This window comes from Paenibacillus sp. FSL E2-0177 (assembly GCF_037992975.1).
In the GTDB taxonomy this organism is placed as follows: Bacteria; Bacillota; Bacilli; order Paenibacillales; family Paenibacillaceae; genus Paenibacillus_AQ; species Paenibacillus_AQ odorifer.
The window spans coordinates 5265870-5289729 of sequence record NZ_CP150307.1 but is presented as its reverse complement, the minus strand read 5'-3'; the positions used below and the strand labels follow the sequence as shown (position 1 = coordinate 5289729).

Below are 23860 nucleotides of genomic sequence, written 5' to 3'. Positions count from 1 at the left end.
GATGCAAGAGGTGTGCTCCTGATGAACAAAACTCGTCATGCTCCCGATATTTGGTTGCTGATTCCCATTCTTTCTTTGCTGGTGATCGGCATGGTGATGGTATACAGCGCCGGATCTGTTTTAGGCTTCCGCAATTATGGAGATTCGTTTTACTTTGTAAAGAGGCAGCTTTTGTTTGCAGGACTGGGACTTGTTGCAATGTTTGTTACAGCGAATACAGACTACAAAGTGTTAAAAAAGCTGGCTAAGCCGGCACTGATTGTCTGCTTTATCCTGCTCGTTATGGTGCTTATTCCCGGCATTGGTGTAGTTCGCGGGGGAGCGCGCAGCTGGCTCGGAATCAGCTCCTTCGGGATTCAGCCCTCCGAGTTCATGAAGATGGGGATGATTCTATTTCTGGCGAATTGGCTGGGAAAAGAAGAGTATGATATCACCTCCTTCACTCGTGGCTTACTTCCCCCGTTAGCGCTTATCGGATCAGCTTTTGCACTGATTATGCTCCAGCCGGATCTGGGTACAGGTACCGTTATGTTTGGCGCAGCCTTAATGATGGTCTTTACAGCTGGGGCAAGAATGAAACATCTACTCTCACTAGGAGTAGCTGGGGTGGCTGGGTTTGTTGCTTTGGTTGCCGCAGCACCTTACCGGTTGCAGCGGATCACCGCTTTTCTTGATCCTTGGTCCGATCCCCTCGGTGCAGGCTACCAGATTATTCAGTCGCTATACGCGATTGGGCCTGGAGGGCTCGGGGGTCTCGGACTTGGAATGAGCCGGCAGAAGTACAGTTATGTACCTGAGCCGCAGACCGATTTTATTTTTTCTATATTGGCCGAGGAACTGGGGTTTATCGGTGGTTTGGCTGTGTTGATCCTGTTTCTTATTCTAATCTGGCGCGGAATGAAGGTGGCGATGAGTCTGCCTGACCGTTTTGGAAGCTATTTGGCCGTTGGCATCGTCTGTATGGTGGCTGTGCAAGTCATTATTAATATTGGTGTGGTCATCGGTCTAATGCCTGTAACAGGCATCACACTTCCTCTGATTAGCTATGGAGGTTCTTCACTTACACTGATGTTAACCTCCCTGGGCATTCTATTGAACTTATCCCGTTATGCGAGGTGAAAGACATGCGTATCGTATTAAGCGGCGGAGGCACGGGTGGTCATATCTATCCCGCAGTCGCTGTTGCTAGACAACTGGAATCAGAAGATAGTGAATCTACCTTCCTGTATATTGGTGGAACGCGTGGCTTAGAGAGCAAGCTCGTTCCCCAAGAGAATATCCCTTTCAAATCTATCGACATCACTGGCTTTCGGCGCAAGCTGTCCATGGACAACGTCAAGACGGTGATGCGTTTTTTAAAGGGCGTTAAGGCTTCCAAAGAAATGTTAAGAGAGTTTAAGCCTGATGTTGTAATTGGTACAGGCGGTTATGTATGTGGTCCGGTCGTTTACGCTGCATCCCGGCTGGGCATCCCAACCTTGATCCATGAGCAAAATGCTATCCCTGGTTTAACAAATCGTTTTCTAAGTCGTTACGCGAGTACAGTGGCCGTAAGCTTTGAAGGGACAGAATCTGCTTTTCCGGGGAGCAAGCACGTAATCTACACAGGTAATCCTCGGGCAACGACGGTTACTACGGCTAGTTCACAACGGGGGTTTGCCTCGCTGGGCATTCCGGATAACAGCACGGTTGTTTTGGTTGTTGGCGGCAGTCAAGGGGCTAAGGCTATTAATAAAGCCATGATTGAAATGGCCCCATTTGTGGGTAAGGGTAATGGTGTTCATTATGTTTACGTTACAGGTGAGCCTTATTTTGAGGATACCCGTGCTGAATTGCGTCAGAAGCTGGGTAGCACACCGAACTGGCTGCATGTCCTACCTTATGTTCACAATATGCCGGAGGTCTTGGCTTGTACCTCCTTAATCGTAAATCGGGCGGGGGCATCCTTTCTCGCTGAGATTACAGCGCTGGGCATTCCTTCTGTACTTATCCCTTCTCCTAATGTGACGAATAATCACCAAGAGGCGAATGCAAGACAGCTGGAACGCGAAGGGGCCGCTGTGGTGCTGCTTGAGAAGGATTTGAATGGTAAGGCGCTTTATGAAGCTGTGCAAGCAATCATTGGAACTGAAGCTGTACGCCAAAAAATGTCCGAGGCTTCCAGACGACTGGGCAAAAGGGATTCTGCTGCCATTGTCACTAACGAACTCCGAAGACTAGCCGGTAAACAGTCTTAAGCCATTAACCTTTGAGAGGTTTTTCCTTATTGGCAGCTCTCTGTCACACACTTGGAGGAACGAACATAGGATAATCCTATAATCGTGACAATCACCCAGGACACTTCCTAACCTGAAAGGTAGTGCAGGATAATCTTGTACATTTCATATGACCTTGTATCGGAAGTGTTTGTGGTGGGTGAGCGGTAATCTCGGAGGTGATACATTGGACAAATTGGTGATTGAGGGTGGAAGTCCCCTGTCAGGCACCATTCGTATCCATGGAGCAAAAAATGCGGCGCTGCCGATTCTAGCGGCAAGCCTGCTGGCCGAAGGAGTTCACTCACTGCATAATGTGCCGAAGCTGCTGGACATCGAGACTATGCTAGACATCTTGGATCGGCTGGGCTGCAGGTGCGTGCATCAAGAGGATACGGTGACGATAGATACGTCAGCCGTGGGGACATCTCATGTACCTGAGGATTTGATGCGGCAGATGAGATCTTCCATTTTTTTAATGGGACCGCTGTTATCCAGATTTGGTGAGGTAACGATCTATCAGCCTGGTGGCTGTGCGATCGGGGAGCGTAAAATCGATCTTCATTTGCAGGGTCTTAAAGCACTGGGGGCGGAGATCGAGGAAAGCAACGGACGAATATCCTGTCGGGGCTCAAAGCTTGTAGGGAGTGATATTCATCTCGACTATCCAAGTGTTGGAGCCACGGAGAATATTATGATGGCTGCCGCCAAGGCAGAGGGGACAACGACGATATCGGGAGCAGCAAGAGAGCCGGAAATACAGGATCTACAGCAATTTTTGAATAGTATGGGTGCTCAGATTATCGGTGCAGGCACGGATACCATTACGATCCAGGGTGTCAAAAACTTATATCCCTGTACGTACGAGGTAATCCCAGACCGGATAGTGGCTGGAACTGTAATGATTGCTGCAGCAGCTACACGTGGGAATGTGACCTTGACACATACGAACGCCGGGCATCTGACTTCGCTTATTCATGTGCTTAAGCGGGCTGGTGTTCAAATCACAGTATGCAATGATATAATTAATGTCAGTTGCATGGGGCGTCCGCGTGCGGTTGAGAGAATTGTAACCTCTCCTTATCCTTCTTTCCCGACGGATCTGCAATCTCAGGTCATGGTGCTGCTGTCGCTCGCCGATGGTTTTAGTGTGATCAAGGAGACGGTGTTTGAGGGACGGTTCAAACATGTGGAAGAAATGGCCCGGATGGGTGCTGACATTTCTATCGATTTGAATCGTGCGTTTATTCGCGGCGTTCAGAGATTGTATGGTGCTACTGTGGAAGCTACTGATTTGCGGGCGGGTGCAGCTCTGGTCATTGCCGGGCTTGCTGCACAAGGGACTACGGTCGTTGAGCAAGCGCATCACATTGACCGTGGTTATGATGGAATAGAGAAGCTGTTTCAGAAGCTTGGCGCGCGTATAAGCCGTAAGGTGCCTGTAACGGATCCACTTGATTTGGCCAATTAAAGCTCCCTGTCTCCTTCCAGATCTCCCAGAGAAGGAGACAGGGCCTTATTACGGAGAATATGAGAATGACTACAACCCGATTACCTCTTCTTAAAGAGGACAAGCCTAAGAAAAAAATGAGCCGTAAGATTACGGCGATCCTGCTGCTGCTGTTCACTGCGCTTCTTGCTGTGATTTTTTTTAGATCGTCTATTAGCCATATTACAGTGATAGATTTTCAAGGTAGTAAGTATTCTACTAGTGAAGAGCTACTCTCACAAAGTGGAATTAAAATAGGTGGGCAATTCTTTGCTGTATCAACGAAAGCTGTGGAAGAATCTCTGCTGAAGCTTAAGACGATTAAAGACGTCAGCGTGCAGAAGGATTTCCCCGGGGTGATCACAGTGAAGATTGAGGAATTTCCAGCGGTAGCCTATGAACTGGAACAGGGAGGCCTCTTGAAGGCAATTCTATCCAGTGGAGCTGCAGTCCCTGTTAATGAGACAGGAATTGCCGTTGAGAAACCCATATTAACGAACTGGGACCCGGAAGATCCGAATAAGGCTAAGCTATGTCAAGCATTAGCAAGCATTCCTAATGAATTGACAAGTGATATCTCTGAGATTGTTCCCTCGCCGACCTTGTCTTTTCCAGACCGGATCAAGCTCTATACTAGATCCCGTTTTGAGGTGATTACAGCCATCTCATTGCTAAAGAGCAAGGTGTCCTATTTGAATCAGATTATAGAGACTGAACAGCCTGGACTGATTAAAATGCTAGAAGCCGATTCATATGTTCCCTTTCAGGTTGTAAGCGATGAAGAAGATGTTGCGCAAGAGTAGTGTGGAGGTAAATAGTCCCTACTAATAGAGTTAAAAAAATGCTACAATCGGAGTTACGGGCAATAAGCTATATCCCTCTTTTTTCTTCGATTTTTTTGAGATATAGTACTATATTTGGTTGAAATGACCAATTAGGCCGATATTTCTTGTGATAATTGCTATTTTTACAATAACATATGAGTAACTATTCACATTTGGGGATGTTGGAATATTATTCCGTTCAAAAAATTTGTAGAAAAAAGAGGGAAAGGATTAGGTATGTTGAATATGTACAGAGAAGTTTCCCGGGACCGGGATAAGGTAATGCAATTAATTATGATTATAACAGGAGGTGCCATAGGACTTGAGCAACAATGACATCATTGTTAGTTTGGACATCGGTACATCCAAAGTTCGGGCAATAATTGGGGAAGTTACCAATGGAACCTTTAATATTATTGGCGTTGGATCTGCCGATTCGGAAGGAATACGTAAAGGCGCGATTGTAGATATCGACCAAACTGTGCAATCGATCAAAAGTGCTATAGATCATGCAGAGCAGATGGTGGGTATTCAAATATCAGAGGTTTATGTAGGCATTTCCGGTAATCATATTGGCCTGCAATCCAGCCACGGTGTTGTGGCCGTTCAGAATGAGGATCGTGAAATCGGCGATGATGATATCGATCGCGTAATTAAAGCTGCGGAAGTCATTGCTATGCCTCCGGAGCGTGAAGTGATTGATGTTGTTCCCAAACAATTTATCGTCGATGGTCTTGAAGGAATTCAAGACCCGCGCGGAATGATTGGTGTTCGTCTGGAAGTTGAGGCAACAATCATTACGGGTGCTAAGACGCCAATACATAATCTACTACGCTGTGTTGAGAAATCAGGGCTGAAGGTAAAGGATCTTGTGCTGATGTCTCTTGGAGCTGGTGGATTGGCGCTGTCCAAGGACGAGAAATCGATGGGATCTGTTCTGGTTGATATCGGTGCGGGCTCAACAACAATAGCCATATACGAAGAGGGTTCTCTTAGTGCAACCTCCACGATTCCGATCGGAGGAGAATTCGTAACCAATGATATTGCCTACGGACTTCGGACACTTACTGATCAAGCGGAGAAGGTAAAACTTAAATATGGTTGTGCTTGGATTGACGATGCAGCCTCAGACGTTGTCTTCAAGGTATTGCGCATTGGCAGTAACGTGGAGAAGGAATTTAACCAAGAGGATCTGGCGGCCATTATCGAGCCAAGGGTGCAAGAAATATTCCACCTGATTCGTCAAGAAGTTAAACGGCTTGGTTACAGTGAACTGCCTGGAGGTTATATACTAACAGGTGGGACTGTCTCGATGCCGGGTGTATTGAAGGCTGCTCAGACCGAGCTGGCTGCATCTGTACGCATCGCCGTGCCGGATTATATCGGTGTACGGGACCCTGGGTTTACCGGCGGTGTCGGTATTCTGCATAATGTTGTCCGTAGTTTCCGTGGAAGAAACAGTGGTGGAAGCAGCAACAAAAAGACGGTCAACCGGAGCAAGCAGAACGCCACTCCGAGTCAGGAAACTGTTCAGAAGCCCGGATTTGTGGAGCGTCTAAAAAATATGTTTAGCGAGTTTATATAAGTGTAAGTCCAGATATACTTGGACCGGCCATCCAAGCACATTGAGGGGGAGATGGAACAATATGTTAGAATTTGATTTTGAAATGGAGAGCTTGGCGCAAATAAAAGTCATCGGCGTGGGCGGCGGAGGTAGTAATGCTGTCAACCGGATGATTGAAAACGGCGTTCAGGGTGTAGAATTTATTACGGTTAATACAGACGCCCAAGCGTTGCATATGGCCAAATCGGAGCACAAGCTGCAGATTGGGGACAAGCTGACCCGCGGTTTGGGTGCAGGCGCCAACCCTGAAGTCGGTAAGAAAGCAGCGGAGGAATCCCGTGATCTGATTTCGAATACCCTTAAAGGTGCAGATATGGTATTTGTTACTGCAGGAATGGGTGGCGGTACAGGTACAGGTGCGGCACCAGTTATAGCTGAAATTGCTAGAGAGTGTGGAGCCCTGACTGTGGGTGTAGTGACTCGCCCGTTCACTTTTGAAGGAAGAAAACGTTATAACCAGGCAATGCTTGGAATCGAAGCTTTGAAAGAAAAAGTCGACACGCTAATCGTCATTCCAAATGACCGTTTGCTTGAAATTGTTGATAAGAAAACACCGATGTTGGAAGCTTTCCGTGAAGCAGATAATGTTCTCCGGCAGGCTGTTCAAGGTATCTCTGACCTAATTAAGGTTCCTGGTCTGATTAACCTTGACTTTGCGGATGTAAAGACGATCATGACAGAGCGCGGTTCAGCCCTTATGGGTATTGGTATTGCAAATGGTGAGAACCGTGCGTCTGAAGCAGCACGTAAAGCCATCATGAGCCCACTCTTGGAAACGTCTATTGAAGGCGCCCGCGGCGTAATTATGAACATTACGGGAGGATCTAACCTCTCTCTATACGAAGTCAATGAAGCGGCTGAGATTGTTACATCCGCCTCTGATCCTGAAGTGAATATGATCTTTGGTGCGATAATTGATGAAGGCCTGAAGGATGATATCAAAGTAACAGTAATTGCTACTGGCTTTGAACATAAACCATCACCTGAAGCACCAGGACGCCGTCCGGTCTCGACGAATAACGAGCCAGCGGCAGCACCGGATAAGAACGCTGCTAATCTGCGTCCGTTCGGGAATCAGAATACGTCAGATCAATTAGATATTCCGACGTTCCTGCGTAACCGTAATCGTGGCAACAATGACTAATTAAATATTTTTATTAAGAGATATGAAGCACCGTATTCCCCAGCTAATAGAGCTAGGGCAATGCGGTGCTTTTTTTATGTGAAATGCTGTTCAGTAGGAATAAAACCCTCCCGCGCTATAACTCGACAAAAAAACCTTAAGAATGCCCCCCAAGTTTAGACAGACTTTGAATGCGAGACTTTTTATACTAATCATATCGTCCAAAAAAACAGAGCCTGATCTATTTTGGCTACAGGATAGATTCCGCCATAGTAAGCAGGTGAATGCACTGGTTGTTTATATTGACTTGATATTCGCCGCCAATCTAGTGATCGACGGAATTCTTTTGTGGCTGACAGGCTGGATGGTCAAGCTTAGGATATCATGGTGGCGCTTAGTCCTCTCAGCTCTGGTTGGTGCGCTGTATGTGGTGATGATGTTTGTGCCGGAGTTGTCTTTCATGTATACCTTCCTCATTAAGTTTGGATTGTCGGTGGTTATGCTATGGATTGCCTTTGGTTTTGGGAGTCTGCAAAGCTACCTTCGCACTATGGGAGCTTTTTATATTATCAATTTCGCAGCGGCTGGTGGGATTGTAGGTATTCACTATTTGCTGCAGAGCTCCGGTGATATTTGGAATGGTATTATGTTCACTGCTTCAGGAGGGCATGCTTACCGCCTAAAGATTGGCTTTTGGTTTGTAATTGCAGTATTTCCCCTGGTGTTAATCTGCTTCAAGGCAGTGCACTCCTCACGAATCAGAAGGGAGCAGCTTGAAACCTATATCGGTGAGGTGGTAGTAGAAATTGATGGAGTGACTGTTTCCTGTCCCGGCCTGCTAGACACAGGTAACCGGCTTTGTGATCCTTTGACCCGCATACCGGTGATGGTTATGGAATCTTCGCTCTGGGAGGGACATCTGCCTGAAACATGGAAAGGTAGACTCACTCAGGACGGAGCGGACAAACTTTTACTAGAAACGGACGGGCAGTCGTTTGCTTGGCAGGACAGGATGCGACTGGTGCCTTACAGGGGAGTTAACCGGGGGGCATCATTTATGCTCGCACTGAAGCCTGATCAGGTGACGATAAAGCTTGGTGAAGATATCTTTTATTGTAAAAGAGTCTTGATTGGGCTGGATGGTGGGACATTGTCGGGGGATGGAGCCTATCGGGCTGTAATACATCCTGATTTGACTCAAAAAGAGAGCGCTACTGTTGCAGCACTGCCTTCCTAATCTTTAAAGCTAGCTGAACCAAACTTCTGATGGCTGAAAGCGGGATTTGAAAGCTTCACACGCGAACCGTGCACTTCTTGGAGGAGGAACAAATAATGGTCAAATGGAAAATTGCTCTGCAGCTGCAATATTACCGCATGCTGTTTCTACTAGGGCTGAAGAGTCAGGAAATCTATTATATTGGCGGGAGTGAGGCACTTCCTCCACCGCTGACACGGGAAGAAGAAGAATATCTGCTTCAGCGGCTGTCAAGCGGCGATGCAGCTGTTCGTGCGATGTTGATTGAGCGCAATCTTCGCTTGGTAGTATATATCGCTCGTAAATTTGAGAATACCGGAATCAATATCGAGGATCTGGTTTCGATTGGCGCTATTGGCTTAATTAAGGCTGTGAACACTTTTGATCCTGAGAAAAAAATAAAACTGGCTACTTATGCATCCCGCTGCATAGAGAATGAAATCTTGATGTATCTGCGGCGGAACAGCAAGACACGGAGTGAGGTTTCTTTTGATGAGCCGCTTAATATTGATTGGGATGGCAATGAATTATTGCTTTCTGACGTATTAGGAACGGAAAATGATACCATTTATCGGAACATAGAAGAACAGGTTGATCGCAAGCTGCTGCAAAAGGCACTGGAAAAGCTGAGTGATCGGGAAAGACTCATTATGGAGCTGAGATTTGGCCTGCGCGGAGGCGAAGAAAAGACACAAAAAGATGTGGCTGATCTGCTCGGCATCTCCCAATCTTATATTTCGCGGCTGGAGAAAAGAATTATCAAGCGGCTGCGCAAGGAGTTTAACAAGATGGTGTAAGGTGAAATTAGCAAGGAATAAAATGGCGAGCCCGGGAGATAATGTACAGTAATGTTTCTCCTTGGGAGGTAAATCATCATGACCCGTAATAAAGTCGAGATTTGCGGTGTGGATACTGCTAAGCTGCCTGTTCTAACGAATGTGGAAATGCGGCAACTGTTCACTTCGCTGCAGCAGCAGGGCGAGCGATCCGCCAGAGAGAAATTGGTAAACGGTAATCTTAGACTTGTTCTAAGCGTTATCCAGAGGTTCAATAATAGGGGGGAATTTGTTGACGATTTGTTCCAGGTGGGTTGCATCGGTCTGATGAAAGCCATCGATAATTTCGATTTATCACAAAACGTTAAATTCTCCACATATGCGGTTCCGATGATTATCGGTGAGATTCGGCGTTACCTGCGTGATAACAACCCGATTCGGGTATCACGTTCTCTCAGAGATATCGCCTACAAGGCTCTCCAGGTACGCGATAGTCTGACCAATCAGAACTCGCGGGAACCGACGATATTCGAAATATCAGAAGCGCTGGGTGTGCCGAAGGAAGATGTTGTTTTTGCTCTTGATGCCATTCAGGATCCAGTGTCCTTATTCGAGCCGATCTATCATGACGGCGGCGATCCTATTTATGTAATGGACCAGATTAGCGACGATAAGAATAAGGATGTGTCGTGGATCGAAGAAATTGCATTACGTGAAGCGATGCGTAAGTTAGGACAAAGGGAGAAACGAATTTTATCCATGCGGTTTTTCGAAGGGAAAACACAGATGGAGGTCGCAGATGAGATTGGCATTTCACAGGCACAGGTCTCACGTCTGGAGAAATCTGCGATTCAGCAAATGCAAAAACACGTGAAATCTTAGAGCAGTAGCCATGAGGAGATATTCCAGAATCCGGGTTAAGGATTTTGGGTTGTCTCCTCTTTTTAATGCATGTTGACAAGCTTCCGGATCATATATTGGACTATAGGTCGGATTGTACAGGGGTGGTGAGATGAATGAGGATTATCAAGGGTCTGCCAAAAAAATGAAAATCTCAGATTTTCAGACGAAGGATGTTATCAACATTGTAGATGGCAAGCGGCTGGGGCAGATTAGTGATCTGGAGCTTGATTTGCGCCGTGGTGTCATTGATGCCATCGTTATACCCGGATACACTCGGTTTATGGGATTGTTCGGAGGCGGGACAGATCTGATTATTCCATGGCGGAATATAGTTAAGATCGGGTCCGATGTAGTACTCGTGAAGATTGAAGAGTCGCGGATGTCTCCGGGACAGGAAGAGCGTGAAACGATGTATCTGGAACGGGGAGATCGCAGCGAACGGCGCACTTATTAATTAGGTGCGTTTTTTGTTTTTTTATTTAAGAATTTAGGCGATCAGGCTTAACCGTCACTTTGTACGGGTATTTACATGTGGTACACTAAGGCGGAGGTGAGGAAATGGAACCGTTTGTGCAGGGGAAAGAAATGCTTATGCTGCTCCATCTGGAGCCTTGGCGAGTGGAGCATAACGAAATTACAGCGGGGTTTACTGGTAGACAGGGAGGGGCTAGCAAGGTGCCCTATGACAGCCTGAATTGTGCGTTTCACGTTGGGGATGCTCCTGAAGATGTCCTGAGCAATCGGAGAGCGCTTGCCGAAGCTCTTGATTTCAAGCCGGAAGCATGGACCTGTGGAGAACAAACTCATGGGGCAGAGATAGCTGTAGTAAGGGAAGTAGACCGTGGGCGGGGACAACAGGACAGAGCATCGGCATTTCAAGCTACGGATGGTCTGCTGACGGATGTGCCTGGGGTTTTGTTGACTTCTTTTTATGCGGATTGTGTGCCCCTTTATTTTTATGATCCCGTGCGTAGAGTCGTTGGTCTTGCGCATGCAGGCTGGAAAGGAACGGTGGCTCAGATTGCCGCAGCTATGGTGAGTAAGCTGCAAACGGTATACGGCAGCCATCCACATGATATTGTGGCAGCGATCGGTCCATCCATTGGCGACTGCTGTTATGAGGTGGATGATTATGTGATGGAGCATGTTCGGCAGCTGGAGGGCAGCTTGAATGAGGGGATAAAAACTTTCGATGCTGTGGAGCTTTACAGAGCCTCAGAGACTGATCAGAGTAAATACTTGCTAAACTTGAAAGAAATGAATCGACGCATTATGATAAAAGCAGGAATATTGCCGACTCATATCGAATGTACAACATGGTGTACAAGCTGTAATCGTGATTTGTTTTTTTCTTATCGCAAAGAAAACGGTATTACAGGCAGAATGACGAGCTGGATCGGAATAAAGGAGAGTTGAAAGTTGTCTTTAACACTGCAGGAGAGAATTGCTGAGGTAGAGGAACGTGTAGCACGTGCCTGTGCGGCAAGCGGCCGGGATCGTAATGACGTCAAGGTAATTGCAGTGACGAAATATGTTTCTCTGGAAATGGTATCCTCCGTATTGGAGGCAGGCCTAGAGCATGTTGCTGAGAGTCGCTGGCAGGATGCTGAGCACAAATGGAAGGTTTTAGGGGACAAAGGGACATGGCATTTTATCGGGCATTTGCAAACCAATAAGGTTAAAGACGTTATTGGCAAATTTCAATATATACACTCTTTGGACCGGATGTCTCTGGCGCAAGAATTACACAAAAAGGCGCTTGCCGCTGATCAGGAAGTGAATGTGTTTCTTCAAGTGAATATCTCTGGCGAAGATACGAAGTTTGGTCTGTCACCTGAGGCAGTACCTGGATTTTTACGTGAAATCGCTAGTTTGGACCGCGTTAAGGTAATTGGACTTATGACGATGGCACCTTTAGAAGGTGATTCAGAGCTTACCCGTCCTGTATTTCGCGGACTTCGTGAGCTGCGCGATGAGCTTAATCAACTTGCTTTGACACCTGAGCCGATTACGGAGCTGTCCATGGGAATGTCGAATGATTTTGAAGTGGCGATACAGGAAGGAGCCACCTGGGTACGCCTGGGTACGGTGTTAGTAGGCCATTAGGAGGGATCGTGATGAGCGTTATGAACCGATTTATGAGTTTTTTGGGCTTGCAGGAGGAAGAGGAAGTTGTGGAGCGGGAGCAAATCCACGAAGAGGATGAGTATGAGCCGGCCCCTGTAGAAACCCGCAAAAATCAGAGGGGCAACGTTGTCAGTATCCATTCGCAAAAAAATGTCAAGGTTGTATTATATGAACCACGTTCATATGATGAGGCACAGGAGATTGCTGATCATCTCCGTTCGCATCGGACGGTAGTAATTAACCTGCAGCGTGTTCGCAATGATCAAGCAATGCGAATTATTGATTTTCTCAGCGGAACTGTTTATGCCCTTGGGGGAGGAATCTCTAAAATTGGGGGCAATATATTTATGTGCACTCCAGATACTGTTGAAATTCAAGGCTCCATTACAGAAATCCTAGGTGACGATCAAGACTATAACAGAATGAGGTGAATGGGCTTTGCTTCAAATTGATTACATTATCGATATTTTGTTTAACATTTATTTTTACATGATTATTTTCTATGTGCTAATGTCCTGGTTACCCAACGTTCGTGATAACTTCATTGGAGAACTGCTAAGCAAACTCGTAGAGCCGTATTTAACACCTTTCAGACGGTTTATTCCACCGCTCTTCGGTACACTTGATATCTCTCCAATTATTGCATTACTTGTCTTGGAATTCGCTGCAGGCGGACTTAAATCTATCCTGCATTTGATTTTTTAGGCAATTGTGATGAAGAACGAAGTTTACGGGCATTTTCATCCCGATGAACGTCAATTTGTGGACAAGGCCTTCGAATGGGTTACCAACGCTGGAGAATATCATGAGACTAAATTAACTGAATTTCTCGATCCCCGCCAAGGTTTTATTTTGCAAACTTTAGTTAACCGCCATCCTGATGTGATTGTTAAATGGGAAGGTGGACATGCTGAGGCAGAGCGGAAGCGAGCGCTTGTCGCTCCTGATTATCGTGACCTGGATCAGGAAGACATGGAGCTGAAGGTGCTTGCAATAACCTCAGGGGAGCAGAAGTTTCTGTCTCTGGAGCACGGGGACTACATGGGTTCTATTCTGGGGCTGGGCGTTAAACGAGGCAAAATCGGTGATATTCATGTTCTGGACGATGGTTGTCATGTTGTAGTCGCTGCTGATATTGCAGATTATTTAGCTATGAATTTAACTGGAGTGCACCGGATACAGGTAAGTACGGAAGTATTACCCCTTTCCGCCTTGCGTAATAGTGAGGTTAAGCTGGAATTGATGGATTTGACTGTAGCATCCCTGCGATTGGATGGCATTGCCGCAGATGTAACACGGCTTAGCCGAAGCAAAATTCTTGCTCCCATCAAGGCTGGACGTGTTCGGGTAAACTGGAAAGTGGAGGAAGACCCATCCTGCGGTCTTAAGGATGGTGACATGGTATCTATTCAAGGCTTTGGTCGCTTCAAGGTTCTAGAGGTCGGCAGTTTGACGAAAAAGGGCCGATACCGTGTTCAGATTGGTAAATTTGTGTGAATCCCTTGCAGGAATACGGTCTTACTTGTCGAAATTGATTATTTCGAGGGAATCAAACATTTTTTAAGCTGGACGCCGATACTTTTAAGAAGAGGCGGACCATGAATGGCAGGCGGAACACAGGAACACCTTCTGCCTTTACTTGAAGTACAGTCTTTCTTCTTTGTCTGCCGCTTAGTTGCGATTTAGAGATAAAGAAGGTCCGAAATTTCTAGGAGGTGCACAGCATGCCATTAACACCGCTCGATATACATAACAAGGAGTTTTCTCGGAGACTTCGCGGTTATGATGAGGACGAGGTCAACGAATTTCTGGATCAAGTGATCAAGGATTACGAAAGCGTCATCCGTGAGAACAAGGAACTGCAGAATCAGCTTTTGTCTATTCAAGAGCGTCTGGATCATTTTGTGAATATTGAAGAAAGTTTATCGAAGACGATCTTAGTCGCTCAGGAAGCGGCGGATGATGTGAAGAACAACTCCAAGAAGGAATCCCAGCTCATTATCAAGGAAGCGGAGAAAAACGCCGATCGTATTATTAACGAAGCGTTATCCAAATCCCGTAAGGTTGCTATTGAGACTGAAGAATTGCGCAAGCAAGCTTCGATCTATCGCACTCGTTTCCGGACATTAGTGGAAGCTCAGCTGGAGCTGTTATCACAGGATGACTGGAATGCCTTAGAGAGTCGTGAGGCGAGCGAGAACGTAGCTTTCAAGGATGATGTTCTTCATCGCATCTAAAGGTTTCAGACGATAATTGGCTAAATAGAGGGAGCTATTCCCTCTATTTTTATTTTCCGATAAAATAGACCATAATAAAGTGAACTCCATGTGCAAGTACCCTCATAATAGCTAGATTGGGCGAATGGTTGTTGACATTTAGATTCAAAAAGTCTATAAATAGAACATATCTGAATAATATTTATATGTATTCGATGACGGGACAAGTACGACAAGGTAACGTTCTCCAGAGAGTCGGCGATTGCTGCGAGCCGATTGTTCGAACCCTGCCGGAAGATCTTCCCCTAGAAGTTAAGCTGAAGCGTTGATCGTGCGTAAGCCTAACCGTCTGCCGGACGTTACACCGGACCTGTGCACAAGATTTACGCGCAGGACTGAGATTGTGCTGAATACACTCCCCTTAAGGATGTGCTCATGCGCAGAATTAGGGTGGTATCGCGAGCGTCGTCTCGCCCCTTTGGGGGTGGGATGACGCTTATTTTGTTGTTCCGGGACGGCCATCCCCCTAAATCCCCCTTTCTAAGGGGGACCCCAAGGGCTGCTGCCCTCTGGACACCCGCAAAGTAAAGCCTCGTGCAAACTAGGTACGGTGGTGGAAACGAACGGATTCATGTGGCTGAAGGAGCGGCCCTTCTTAGGCTCCCCTGGCGGGTTCGCCTGCGGGGCCTTTACGGCAAGAGCGGTGAGCGACCAGCTGCGCAAGGTCGCCCATTGGCGCCCCGAGCGATTGCTGCCCTGCGGGATCGCGGCTCGGGAGCCCGGGCAAGAGCGGTGAGCGACCAGCTGCGCAAGGTCGCCCATTGGCGCCCCGAGAGATTGCTGCCCTGCGGGATCGCGGCTCGGGAGCCCGGGCAAGAGCGGTGAGCGACCAGCTGCGCAAGGTCGCGTATGGCGCCCCGAGCGATTGCTGCCCTGCGGGATCGCGGCTCGGGAGCCAGGGCAAGAGCGGTGAGCGACCAGCTGCGCAAGGTCGCCCAAAGATCGAAAAGAGCTTTATAGACTAATCCATGAAAGGATTGACCATCACATGCAAAAAGTAGATGTCAGAGAAAAGGCGCGGGCAAGAGATGTCCGCATATTAAAGAAATGGAGCGACGAAAATACGTTCCGCAAGTCCATGGAGAACCGTGAGGGACGTCCAAACTATGTATTCTATGAAGGTCCGCCAACAGCAAACGGTGCGCCGCATATCGGACACGTGCTGGGACGGGTAATCAAGGATTTCATCGGTCGTTACCAGACAATGAAAGGTTACCGCGTGGTACGTAAAGCAGGCTGGGATACACACGGTCTGCCAGTAGAACTAGGCGTACAAAAGAAGCTTGGCATCTCCGGTAAACAAGAGATCGAGGAATATGGCGTAGAAAAATTCATCCAGGAATGTAAAGACAGCGTCTTTGGTTATGAGAAGCAATGGCGTGAATTTACAGAAGCGATTGGATACTGGACAGATCTAGATAATCCTTACGTAACCTTGGATAACACCTATATCGAAAGTGTATGGAACATCTTGGCTACAGTGCATGAGAACGGGTTGCTTTACCGCGGACACCGTGTTAGCCCGTATTGCCCGAGCTGCCAGACTACACTAAGCTCGCATGAAGTTGCTCAAGGCTACAAAACCGTTAAGGATCTCAGTGCAACCGCGAAGTTCAAGCTGGATGACAGCGGAGACTACGTATTGGCTTGGACGACAACACCTTGGACCTTGCCAGCCCATATGGCGCTAGCTATGAACCCGGACATGGATTATGTACGTGTGCAACAAGAAGATGGTGTGTACATCGTTGCTAAAAACTTGGTCGAAGAAGTAATGAAAGGCGAGCACACAGTCCTTTCTACACATAAAGGTTCCGAGTTTATCGGTAAAACTTACGCACCTCCATTCGGATATATTAAGGCAGAGAAAAGCAATGTTATCGTAGGCGCTTCTTTCGTTACAGATTCCAGTGGTACAGGGATCGTACACATGGCACCAGCACATGGTGAAGATGACTACAAGACTTGCCGTGAGAATGGCATCAGCTTCGTAAATGTGGTTGATAATTCCGGTAAGTATACGGATGTAGTCTCTGATTTTGCGGGACGTTTTGTTAAGGATTGCGATCTGGATATCATTAAGGTTTTGTCTGAAAAAGGATTGCTTTACAGTAAAGAGAAATACGAGCACAGCTATCCGTTCTGCTGGCGTTGTGATACACCACTTTTGTATTACGCAACAGACAGCTGGTTCATCAACACTACAGCGATCAAAGATCAGCTGATTGCTAACAACAACAGTGTAACTTGGTACCCTGAGCATGTACGAGAAGGCCGTTTCGGGAAGTTCTTGGATGAACTGGTTGACTGGAATATCAGCCGTAACCGTTATTGGGGTACACCCCTCAATGTCTGGGTATGTCAAGAGACGGGTAAAGAGTTTGCTCCACACAGCATTGAAGAGCTAAGAGCGATGGCGATTGGTGATGTTCCTGAAGATATCGAACTGCATAAACCTTTCGTGGATAAGATCAAGCTGCGCAGTCCGTTTAGCGAAGGTGCAGAGATGGTTCGTACATCGGAAGTGATCGACGTATGGTTCGATAGTGGCTCGATGCCTTTTGCACAAAGCCATTATCCGTTTGAGAACGAGGATAAGCTGAATGATCAGTATCCGGCAGATATGATCTGTGAAGGGATCGACCAGACCCGTGGATGGTTCTATAGCTTGCTTGCAGTATCCACCTTGTTCAAGGGTAAAGCACCTTATAAAGCGGTAATTGCTACAGGCCATATCCTCGATGAGAATGGTCAAAAAATGTCCAAATCCAAGGGCAATGTTATTGATCCTTGGGAAATCATGAATGAGTATGGTACGGATGCTTTCCGTTGGGCTATTTTGTCCGACAGTGCACCGTGGAATAATAAACGTTTCTCGCGTGGTCTTGTAGGTGAGACGAAATCTAAAGTAGTGGATACGCTGGTAAATACACATGCCTTCTTGACGCTGTATGCGGGCATTGATGGTTACGATCCAGCCGATCATCCTTTTAAAGTATCAAAACATAAGCTGGACCGCTGGATTCTGTCCCGTCTGAACAGCTTGATTCTTTTGGTGGATAAAGGACTTGCGGTAAATGACTTCGTGAATACATCTAGAGCTATTGAGAACTTTGTGGATGAGCTGAGTAACTGGTATATCCGTCGTTCCCGTGACCGTTTCTGGGGGAGTGGCCTAGGTGAAGATAAACTGGATGCTTACCGTACGTTGACTCATGTGCTTTTGGCGACAGCAACTTTGATGGCTCCATTTACACCGATGTTGTCCGAAGATATCTTCACGAACCTTGGCGGCGGAGAAAGTGTGCATTTGGCAGACTACCCGGTTGCTGACGAGAACTTGATCGATAAAGAGCTGGAAGAGGATATGGAAAGTGCAAGACAGATCGTTGAGTTGGCGCGTAACGTACGTAACGAAACAGGCATTAAGAATCGTCAACCGCTGTCCGAGCTGATCGTTTCGATGAACCGTGACTTCCATTTGGCTGAGTATGAAGAGATCATCAAAGATGAGATCAACATCAAGAACATCGTGCTGGAGAACAGTGACAGCGGATTTGTTGATTTCACACTCAAGCTGAATCTTAAGGTAGCCGGTAAAAAATACGGTAAAAATGTAGGCTTCCTGCAAGGCTTCCTGAAAGGTCTCGACAGTGATTCTACCCGCAAAGCGGTACAGGACGGTAAAATTGCAATTGCGACACCTGAAGGTGAAGAGCTTGTAATCACTTCTGAAGAGCTGCTTGTTGAAAAACAAGCCAAAGCAGGTTTCGCCGCAGCTTCCGGATATGGAGTTACGGTTGCGCTCAATACCGAAATCACGCCTGAGCTTGAACAAGAAGGCTGGGTTCGTGAGATCATTCGTGCGGTTCAAGATTACCGTAAACGTCTGGATCTGCCGATCGAGAAACGGATCGCACTCACTTTGAAGTTAGATGATGAGCTAAAAGCAGCTGTTACAGCATTTGACAATGTATTGCGAGACAATGTTCTTGTGACTACGGTTGATTTTGATGGAGAACATGCTTTTGAGACGGTAGAAGTCGGTGATAAATCCATCGGTATCCATATCGAAGCATAATTCTGCATTACCTGTCCCAAAACAGCATATACTAGCGGCATAAGTGTAAACGGAGATCTTCCGTTTATGCGGGAAATATAGTCTTTATATTTCGGCGCAAAACTAACGAGTCCCGAGCTTAAGGAGATGAATTCTCTTTGGCCGGGCTCGTTTACTTTGTAGCGAAGGAAAGACATATGAGAGGAGCCGTAGCTGTGGAGGGAAATAAGAGGAGAATCTCCATTAAGACATCCGGCAATAAGAATAACCCAGACAAGGAAAAGGAGAATAAGGCTTTTCCTGAAGTTAATCCTGAGTATCTAACAGCAGATCCGCGTAATCCCGAGGATATTCCGCTGGAAGAAAAAATGAATACAATGTACCGTTTGACCTTTGAGTGGGCTCATATTTTGGAAAAATCCCGAATTTATCAATATACGGATCTGCTATATTCACCTTGGCGGTTGATTTGGAGAAATATTTTATTTGGAGCAGCTCGGGGAGTTGGGATTGCACTGGGTTTTACTTTTTTTGCGGCAACGATTATTTATATCCTTCAGGGACTAGGCGCCCTCAATCTACCGATCATTGGTGATTATATTGCGGATATTGTGCGGATCGTACAACGTCAGCTAGAATTCAAATAGCCATCGAAACGTTAAGATTAAAAACAGCGAACCATTCCTCAAAACTGGAACAGTACGCTGTTTAAATATTTTTGTGTAGGGGACATCTGTGTTTAGTCTTCGTCGAGAGGATCTAGGCTATGGGTTGCCTCGTCACTGTCCAAATAACGCTGGTAGCTCCGTCCAGGCACTACAATTAGATTGTTGCCCGTGATATCAGTGGCGATAAAGTTCTCCCAAGGCTCTACGCAGCCTTCCAGCTCATCGGCTTCAATCTCCATATCATTATAAGAATCAATATTGTTGCCCTCCGCCATGGCGGGAGAATTCGAGGTACCCCAGCTTTCAACAATCTGCCAGGCATCCTCACCGTCAAAACCGTTTTGATCGTCGCGTTCATCCAGACTGGTTCGTCCAAAAGGTGGAGATAACAGCTCCTCTTCTACTGGTCGAGTGAAAGGTGCGTTTTGCCGCGGGTTGTGCTCTTTACAATAAAGTGTGGAAGGGATGGCAGATAAACGTTCAAAAGGGATCGGCTCACCACTAGCCTTGCATATCCCATAGGTGCCATTATCCATAGCGGATAAAGCAGCTTCAATATCGTCCAGCTCATGCTCGTCCCGCTCTAACAGTGAAATGTCCATGGAGCGATTATACAAATCGGTGGCTGCATCTCCTGGATGGTTGTCATTCTCGGAAAGTTCACCGGAGCCATCCCGCATGGATTCATCTAAGCCGTAATGTTCATTATTCTGAAGCCTGTGCTGAATCGTATCCCGATCTTTTTCCAATCGTGCGCGTAGCTCTGAGAGCTGCTGTACTGTCAGGTGCGTCATAATGAGAAAGCTCCTTTCTGTACCTTTTATAAGAATCATTCCGACTTGCCGGATAACACCGGATGGTTCTTCTGTTAGGTTGACCGGAGAGCAGGGATTTTAGCGCTGGAAAATAGTCCCCAAGATTGAACTTAGCGGATGTCCCGCAATAGACGATTCTTTAAGGGCTGTGCTACAATATACAAGTCTTTAAACAGTATTCGTACCGCATTTAGCGGGAAAAATAAGAACGGAGTGACAACTTCTGTGGTGTACTATTTGATTGCTCTTATTGTATTTTTGGTGGATCAAGGGACAAAGTATCTCATTGCTACACGTCTGGAGATCGGAGAACAGATTTCTGTTATCGGAGATTTTTTCCTGATTACCTCTCATCGCAATCGCGGGGCTGCTTTTGGGATTCTCGAAGGTCAGCAATGGTTCTTCTTTCTAGTTACGGTTGTAGTGGTTAGTGGTATCGTTTGGTATTTGAACAAGACTAGACACTCGCGGAAGCTGTTATCTGTTGCCCTAGGGCTTGTACTGGGTGGAGCTATCGGTAACTTCCTGGACCGGATAATCAATGGTGAGGTTGTTGATTTCCTTCTGTTCAATTTTGGGAGCTATAGCTTCCCGATTTTTAACGTGGCGGATTCTTGTATTGTCATTGGGGTTGGATTGATTCTTCTGGATTCTTTTCGTGACCTTAAGAACGGCGAAGATATTACAGAAATAAAAGAAGTTAAAGAAGCAAAGGAAGTAAGAGAAGGGAATGAATGATTTGAATAAAGACGTCAATCACCAAGCGGCATCTACGAGCGAAGAAGAGAGGGACGTCACGGAATGGACCGTTTCGGCAGAGAACGCGCGGGAGCGAATCGATAAATATATTACGGAATCATGGGAAGAAGAAATTTCCCGTTCTCAGGTGCAGCTGTGGATCAGCGGCGGTAACGTTGCGGTTAATGGCAAGCCAGTGAAAGCCAACTATAAGCTATCAGAAGGCGACGTGGTTAGTGTTGTTGTCCCTGAAGCAGAAGTAACGGATTTGATCGCGGAGAACATTCCTCTTGAGGTTGTATATGAAGACAGCGATGTCATTGTGATTAATAAACCCCGGGGCATGGTTGTGCATCCAGCTGCGGGACATCCGTCAGGCACCTTGGTAAATGCGCTGATGTATCACTGTAAGGATCTGTCCGGCATTAACGGTGAGATTCGTCCAGGTATTGTCCATCGGATCGATAAGGATACCTCTGGTCTTATCATGGTGGCTAAGAATGATGCCAGTCATGCCTCACTTGCCGCACAGCTTAAAGAGCATAGTGTTACGCGCCGATATATTGCAGTCGTACACGGCAACTTGTCGCATGATAAGGGCACTGTTGACGCACCGATTGGCAGAGATCCACATGATCGCAAGCTATACACAGTAACCGAAAAGAACAGCAAAAAATCCGTGACCCATTTTACAGTAATGGAACGTTTCGGAGATTGTACACTGCTGGAGCTGCAGCTGGAGACTGGCCGCACGCATCAAATCAGGGTACATATGAAGTTCATTGGCCATCCACTTGTAGGTGATCCGATATATGGACGCAGCAAGGGCACTACGATGAATGGACAAGCGTTGCATGCGGCGGTGCTTGGATTTATCCATCCTACCACAGGTGAATATAAAGAATTCAGCAGACCTATTCCAGAGGATATGGAAGAAGTGCTGTTCACACTACGCAGCAGATAAGTACAAATGAAGTGATAATTAGTCTATGGTATTGAACACTACTTTACGGCATATTTAAAAACATAAGGATAAAGAAAGGGTAATGCCTTATTCTTTATCCTTATTTTTATAATGAAACGGATATCCGGAAACATACGCCATCCAAGGGACGGCGAAGCCGTTTCTTTTAAAAGTAGAATAGATATTCAGGAGATGAGATGACAGTATGAGTATTGAACAATACCAAGATAGCTTCATTCAGACTAATTTTGCAGACCGCATCGGCGGTGCCAATTATGGCAAAGACACTTCGATTTATAAATTCGAGAAAATCAAACGTGCTAAAGCATCCGCAAAACAGGATTTTCCTAACATTGAACTAATTGATATGGGCGTAGGCGAGCCGGATGAGATGGCTGATGCGGGTATCGTAGCTAAGCTTGCTGAAGAAGCAGCGAAGGAAGAAAACCGCGGATATGCGGACAATGGAATTGCCGAATTCAAGACTGCTGCTGCTGAATATTTGCGGGAAGTTTTCCGGGTGGAAGGAATTGATCCAGACACGGAGGTAGTTCACTCCATCGGATCGAAGCCTGCGCTGGCTATGTTGCCATCTTGTTTCATCAATCCAGGTGATATCACGATTATGACCGTGCCGGGTTATCCAGTCTTGGGTACACATACTAAATATTTGGGTGGACAAGTATTTACAGTGGAGCTGAAGAAGGAGAACAAATTCCTTCCAGATCTGAATGAAATTCCGGAAGACATTGCTCGTAAAGCTAAGCTTCTTTATCTAAACTATCCAAACAATCCAACGGGCGCTAGTGCCACTCCTGAGTTTTTTGCTGAGGTCGTTGCATGGGCGAAAAAATACGATGTAGTGGTTATCCATGACGCACCTTATGCTGCCTTGACCTATGACGGTTTGAAGCCACTTAGCTTCCTCTCCGTTCCAGGTGCAAAGGATGTGGGTGTAGAGCTGCATTCTCTTTCTAAGTCTTACAATATGACGGGCTGGAGAATTGGTTTTGTGGCTGGTAATCCGCTAGTGGTTAAAGCCTTCAGCGATGTGAAGGATAACAACGATTCCGGCCAATTTATCGCGATTCAAAAAGCAGCGGCTTATGGTCTTGCTCATCCGGAGATTACTGAAGCGATTGCAGATAAATACTCCCGTCGTCACAACCTGCTGGTTGATGCACTGAACAGCCTCGGCTTTAAAGCTGAGAAGCCAAAAGGCTCCTTCTTCCTGTATGTCGCTGCACCTAAGGGAATCAAAGACGGCCGTCGCTTTGAATCCGGTGAAGATTTCTCCCAATTCCTCATTCGTGAGAAGCTGATCTCCACTGTGCCTTGGGATGATGCAGGTCCGTTTGTTCGTTTCTCCGTTACCTTTATTGCTAAAGGTGAAGAGGAAGAGAGACGTGTCATCTCTGAAATTCAAAGACGTCTTAGCGATGTGGAATTTGAGTTTTAAGCATTGTTATTGAAATTAATGAGGCTGTCCCAAAAGTAGTGAATTCTACTTGGGGGCAGCTTCTTTTTTATGGAATAGGAAATGTTGTAGATGTTACTGTGCCCTATGACTATATGCCACGTGTTGTGTATTGTAGTGCATTTTAGTGTAGTGTTCTGTTATTCGGGTGGGTGGTGGTTGACTGCAATATTTGATTTTCGTACAGCTTGCAGTAGATGATTTGTGGTAGCTGTGACGGTGGAATTTGTGCAGTGGACTTTCTGCGGTGGGCTTGTGTGGTGAGCGATATGCGTTCTGTGTTTGTGCGAAGTAAAGAGTGGGTTATAAACTAATTAGGGAAAAACTCCCTGAAATTAGCCGATATTCGCTCTAAATGTACGAAATCAGGGAAAAGTTCCCTAATAATCAGCGGGTTTTCTATATTATTTACTGAACTGGCCAATAATTAGGGAAGTTTTCCCTAATAACAAGTCTGATGAACAGAAATCACTGAATTTCAGGGAG

At 46.4% G+C, this 23860-nt stretch carries 22 protein-coding genes and 1 other annotated feature; of the genes, 21 read left to right on the top strand and 1 reads right to left on the bottom strand.

Going from position 1 to position 23860, the window contains the following annotated elements; genetic code table 11:
* Positions 1-21 precede the first annotated feature (21 nt).
* From spoVE to MHI25_RS23590, 18 genes are all read left to right on the top strand, one after another.
* Positions 22-1119 carry a stage V sporulation protein E gene (gene spoVE / locus MHI25_RS23675; RefSeq protein ID WP_036683647.1) on the top strand — a complete coding sequence of 366 codons (1098 nt, stop codon included), beginning with the start codon at positions 22-24 and terminating at the stop codon, positions 1117-1119.
* Positions 1120-1124: 5 nt separating this feature from the next.
* On the top strand, positions 1125-2237 hold the full coding sequence (gene murG / locus MHI25_RS23670; protein ID WP_076278780.1) for an undecaprenyldiphospho-muramoylpentapeptide beta-N-acetylglucosaminyltransferase: 1113 nt from the start codon (positions 1125-1127) through the stop codon (positions 2235-2237).
* A gap of 205 nt (positions 2238-2442) precedes the next feature.
* Positions 2443-3726: a UDP-N-acetylglucosamine 1-carboxyvinyltransferase gene (murA, locus tag MHI25_RS23665; protein ID WP_036683642.1), complete on the top strand. Its 1284-nt coding sequence runs from the start codon at positions 2443-2445 to the stop codon at positions 3724-3726.
* 65 nt (positions 3727-3791) lie between these two features.
* Complete coding sequence (locus MHI25_RS23660) at positions 3792-4547, top strand: FtsQ-type POTRA domain-containing protein (protein ID WP_076129061.1); 756 nt, start codon at positions 3792-3794, stop codon at positions 4545-4547.
* 343 nt (positions 4548-4890) lie between these two features.
* The gene (gene ftsA, locus MHI25_RS23655; protein ID WP_076136520.1) at positions 4891-6153 is read left to right on the top strand and encodes a cell division protein FtsA; all 1263 of its coding nucleotides are present in this window, start codon (positions 4891-4893) and stop codon (positions 6151-6153) included.
* Positions 6154-6214: 61 nt separating this feature from the next.
* Entirely contained in the window at positions 6215-7336 is a 1122-nt protein-coding gene (gene ftsZ / locus MHI25_RS23650) for a cell division protein FtsZ (RefSeq protein WP_076129065.1), read from the top strand.
* 268 nt (positions 7337-7604) lie between these two features.
* On the top strand, positions 7605-8552 hold the full coding sequence (spoIIGA, locus tag MHI25_RS23645) for a sigma-E processing peptidase SpoIIGA (RefSeq protein ID WP_076129086.1): 948 nt from the start codon (positions 7605-7607) through the stop codon (positions 8550-8552).
* 92 nt (positions 8553-8644) lie between these two features.
* The gene (gene sigE / locus MHI25_RS23640) at positions 8645-9367 is read left to right on the top strand and encodes an RNA polymerase sporulation sigma factor SigE (protein WP_036683937.1); all 723 of its coding nucleotides are present in this window, start codon (positions 8645-8647) and stop codon (positions 9365-9367) included.
* Positions 9368-9445: 78 nt separating this feature from the next.
* Positions 9446-10228: an RNA polymerase sporulation sigma factor SigG gene (gene sigG, locus MHI25_RS23635; RefSeq protein WP_036683631.1), complete on the top strand. Its 783-nt coding sequence runs from the start codon at positions 9446-9448 to the stop codon at positions 10226-10228.
* Between the two features lie 130 nt (positions 10229-10358).
* A complete protein-coding gene (locus MHI25_RS23630; RefSeq protein ID WP_036683628.1) occupies positions 10359-10703 on the top strand; it encodes a YlmC/YmxH family sporulation protein in 345 nt (114 codons plus the stop codon).
* 104 nt (positions 10704-10807) lie between these two features.
* Entirely contained in the window at positions 10808-11665 is an 858-nt protein-coding gene (gene pgeF / locus MHI25_RS23625) for a peptidoglycan editing factor PgeF (RefSeq protein WP_340394480.1), read from the top strand.
* A gap of 3 nt (positions 11666-11668) precedes the next feature.
* Complete coding sequence (locus MHI25_RS23620; RefSeq protein ID WP_340394477.1) at positions 11669-12355, top strand: YggS family pyridoxal phosphate-dependent enzyme; 687 nt, start codon at positions 11669-11671, stop codon at positions 12353-12355.
* Between the two features lie 11 nt (positions 12356-12366).
* On the top strand, positions 12367-12807 hold the full coding sequence (gene sepF, locus MHI25_RS23615; protein ID WP_036683619.1) for a cell division protein SepF: 441 nt from the start codon (positions 12367-12369) through the stop codon (positions 12805-12807).
* Between the two features lie 7 nt (positions 12808-12814).
* On the top strand, positions 12815-13081 hold the full coding sequence (locus MHI25_RS23610) for a YggT family protein (RefSeq protein WP_036683616.1): 267 nt from the start codon (positions 12815-12817) through the stop codon (positions 13079-13081).
* A gap of 9 nt (positions 13082-13090) precedes the next feature.
* Positions 13091-13873 carry a YlmH/Sll1252 family protein gene (locus MHI25_RS23605; RefSeq protein WP_339169298.1) on the top strand — a complete coding sequence of 261 codons (783 nt, stop codon included), beginning with the start codon at positions 13091-13093 and terminating at the stop codon, positions 13871-13873.
* A 227-nt stretch (positions 13874-14100) separates the two neighbouring features.
* Entirely contained in the window at positions 14101-14613 is a 513-nt protein-coding gene (locus MHI25_RS23600) for a DivIVA domain-containing protein (protein WP_051491297.1), read from the top strand.
* Between the two features lie 185 nt (positions 14614-14798).
* Positions 14799-15073, top strand: a binding site (T-box leader).
* Positions 15074-15640: 567 nt separating this feature from the next.
* Positions 15641-18733, top strand: coding sequence for an isoleucine--tRNA ligase (ileS, locus tag MHI25_RS23595; protein WP_340394474.1), 3093 nt, complete (start codon positions 15641-15643; stop codon positions 18731-18733).
* A gap of 329 nt (positions 18734-19062) precedes the next feature.
* On the top strand, positions 19063-19359 hold the full coding sequence (locus MHI25_RS23590) for a DUF5665 domain-containing protein (RefSeq protein WP_051491300.1): 297 nt from the start codon (positions 19063-19065) through the stop codon (positions 19357-19359).
* Between the two features lie 92 nt (positions 19360-19451).
* Here MHI25_RS23590 and MHI25_RS23585 read toward each other — a convergent pair whose 3' ends face one another.
* On the bottom strand, positions 19452-20174 hold the full coding sequence (locus tag MHI25_RS23585) for a TraR/DksA C4-type zinc finger protein (protein WP_076098553.1): 723 nt from the start codon (positions 20172-20174) through the stop codon (positions 19452-19454).
* Between the two features lie 246 nt (positions 20175-20420).
* On the opposite strand from MHI25_RS23585, the gene lspA reads away from it, so the two are divergent.
* The 3 genes from lspA to MHI25_RS23570 all read left to right on the top strand — a co-directional run bounded on the left by lspA (position 20421) and on the right by MHI25_RS23570 (position 23356).
* On the top strand, positions 20421-20933 hold the full coding sequence (gene lspA, locus MHI25_RS23580; RefSeq protein ID WP_340395704.1) for a signal peptidase II: 513 nt from the start codon (positions 20421-20423) through the stop codon (positions 20931-20933).
* Entirely contained in the window at positions 20926-21897 is a 972-nt protein-coding gene (locus MHI25_RS23575; RefSeq protein WP_340394473.1) for an RluA family pseudouridine synthase, read from the top strand. Before lspA ends, MHI25_RS23575 begins: the two co-directional genes overlap by 8 nt.
* A gap of 205 nt (positions 21898-22102) precedes the next feature.
* Positions 22103-23356: an LL-diaminopimelate aminotransferase gene (locus MHI25_RS23570; protein ID WP_076098555.1), complete on the top strand. Its 1254-nt coding sequence runs from the start codon at positions 22103-22105 to the stop codon at positions 23354-23356.
* Positions 23357-23860: the final 504 nt, after the last annotated feature.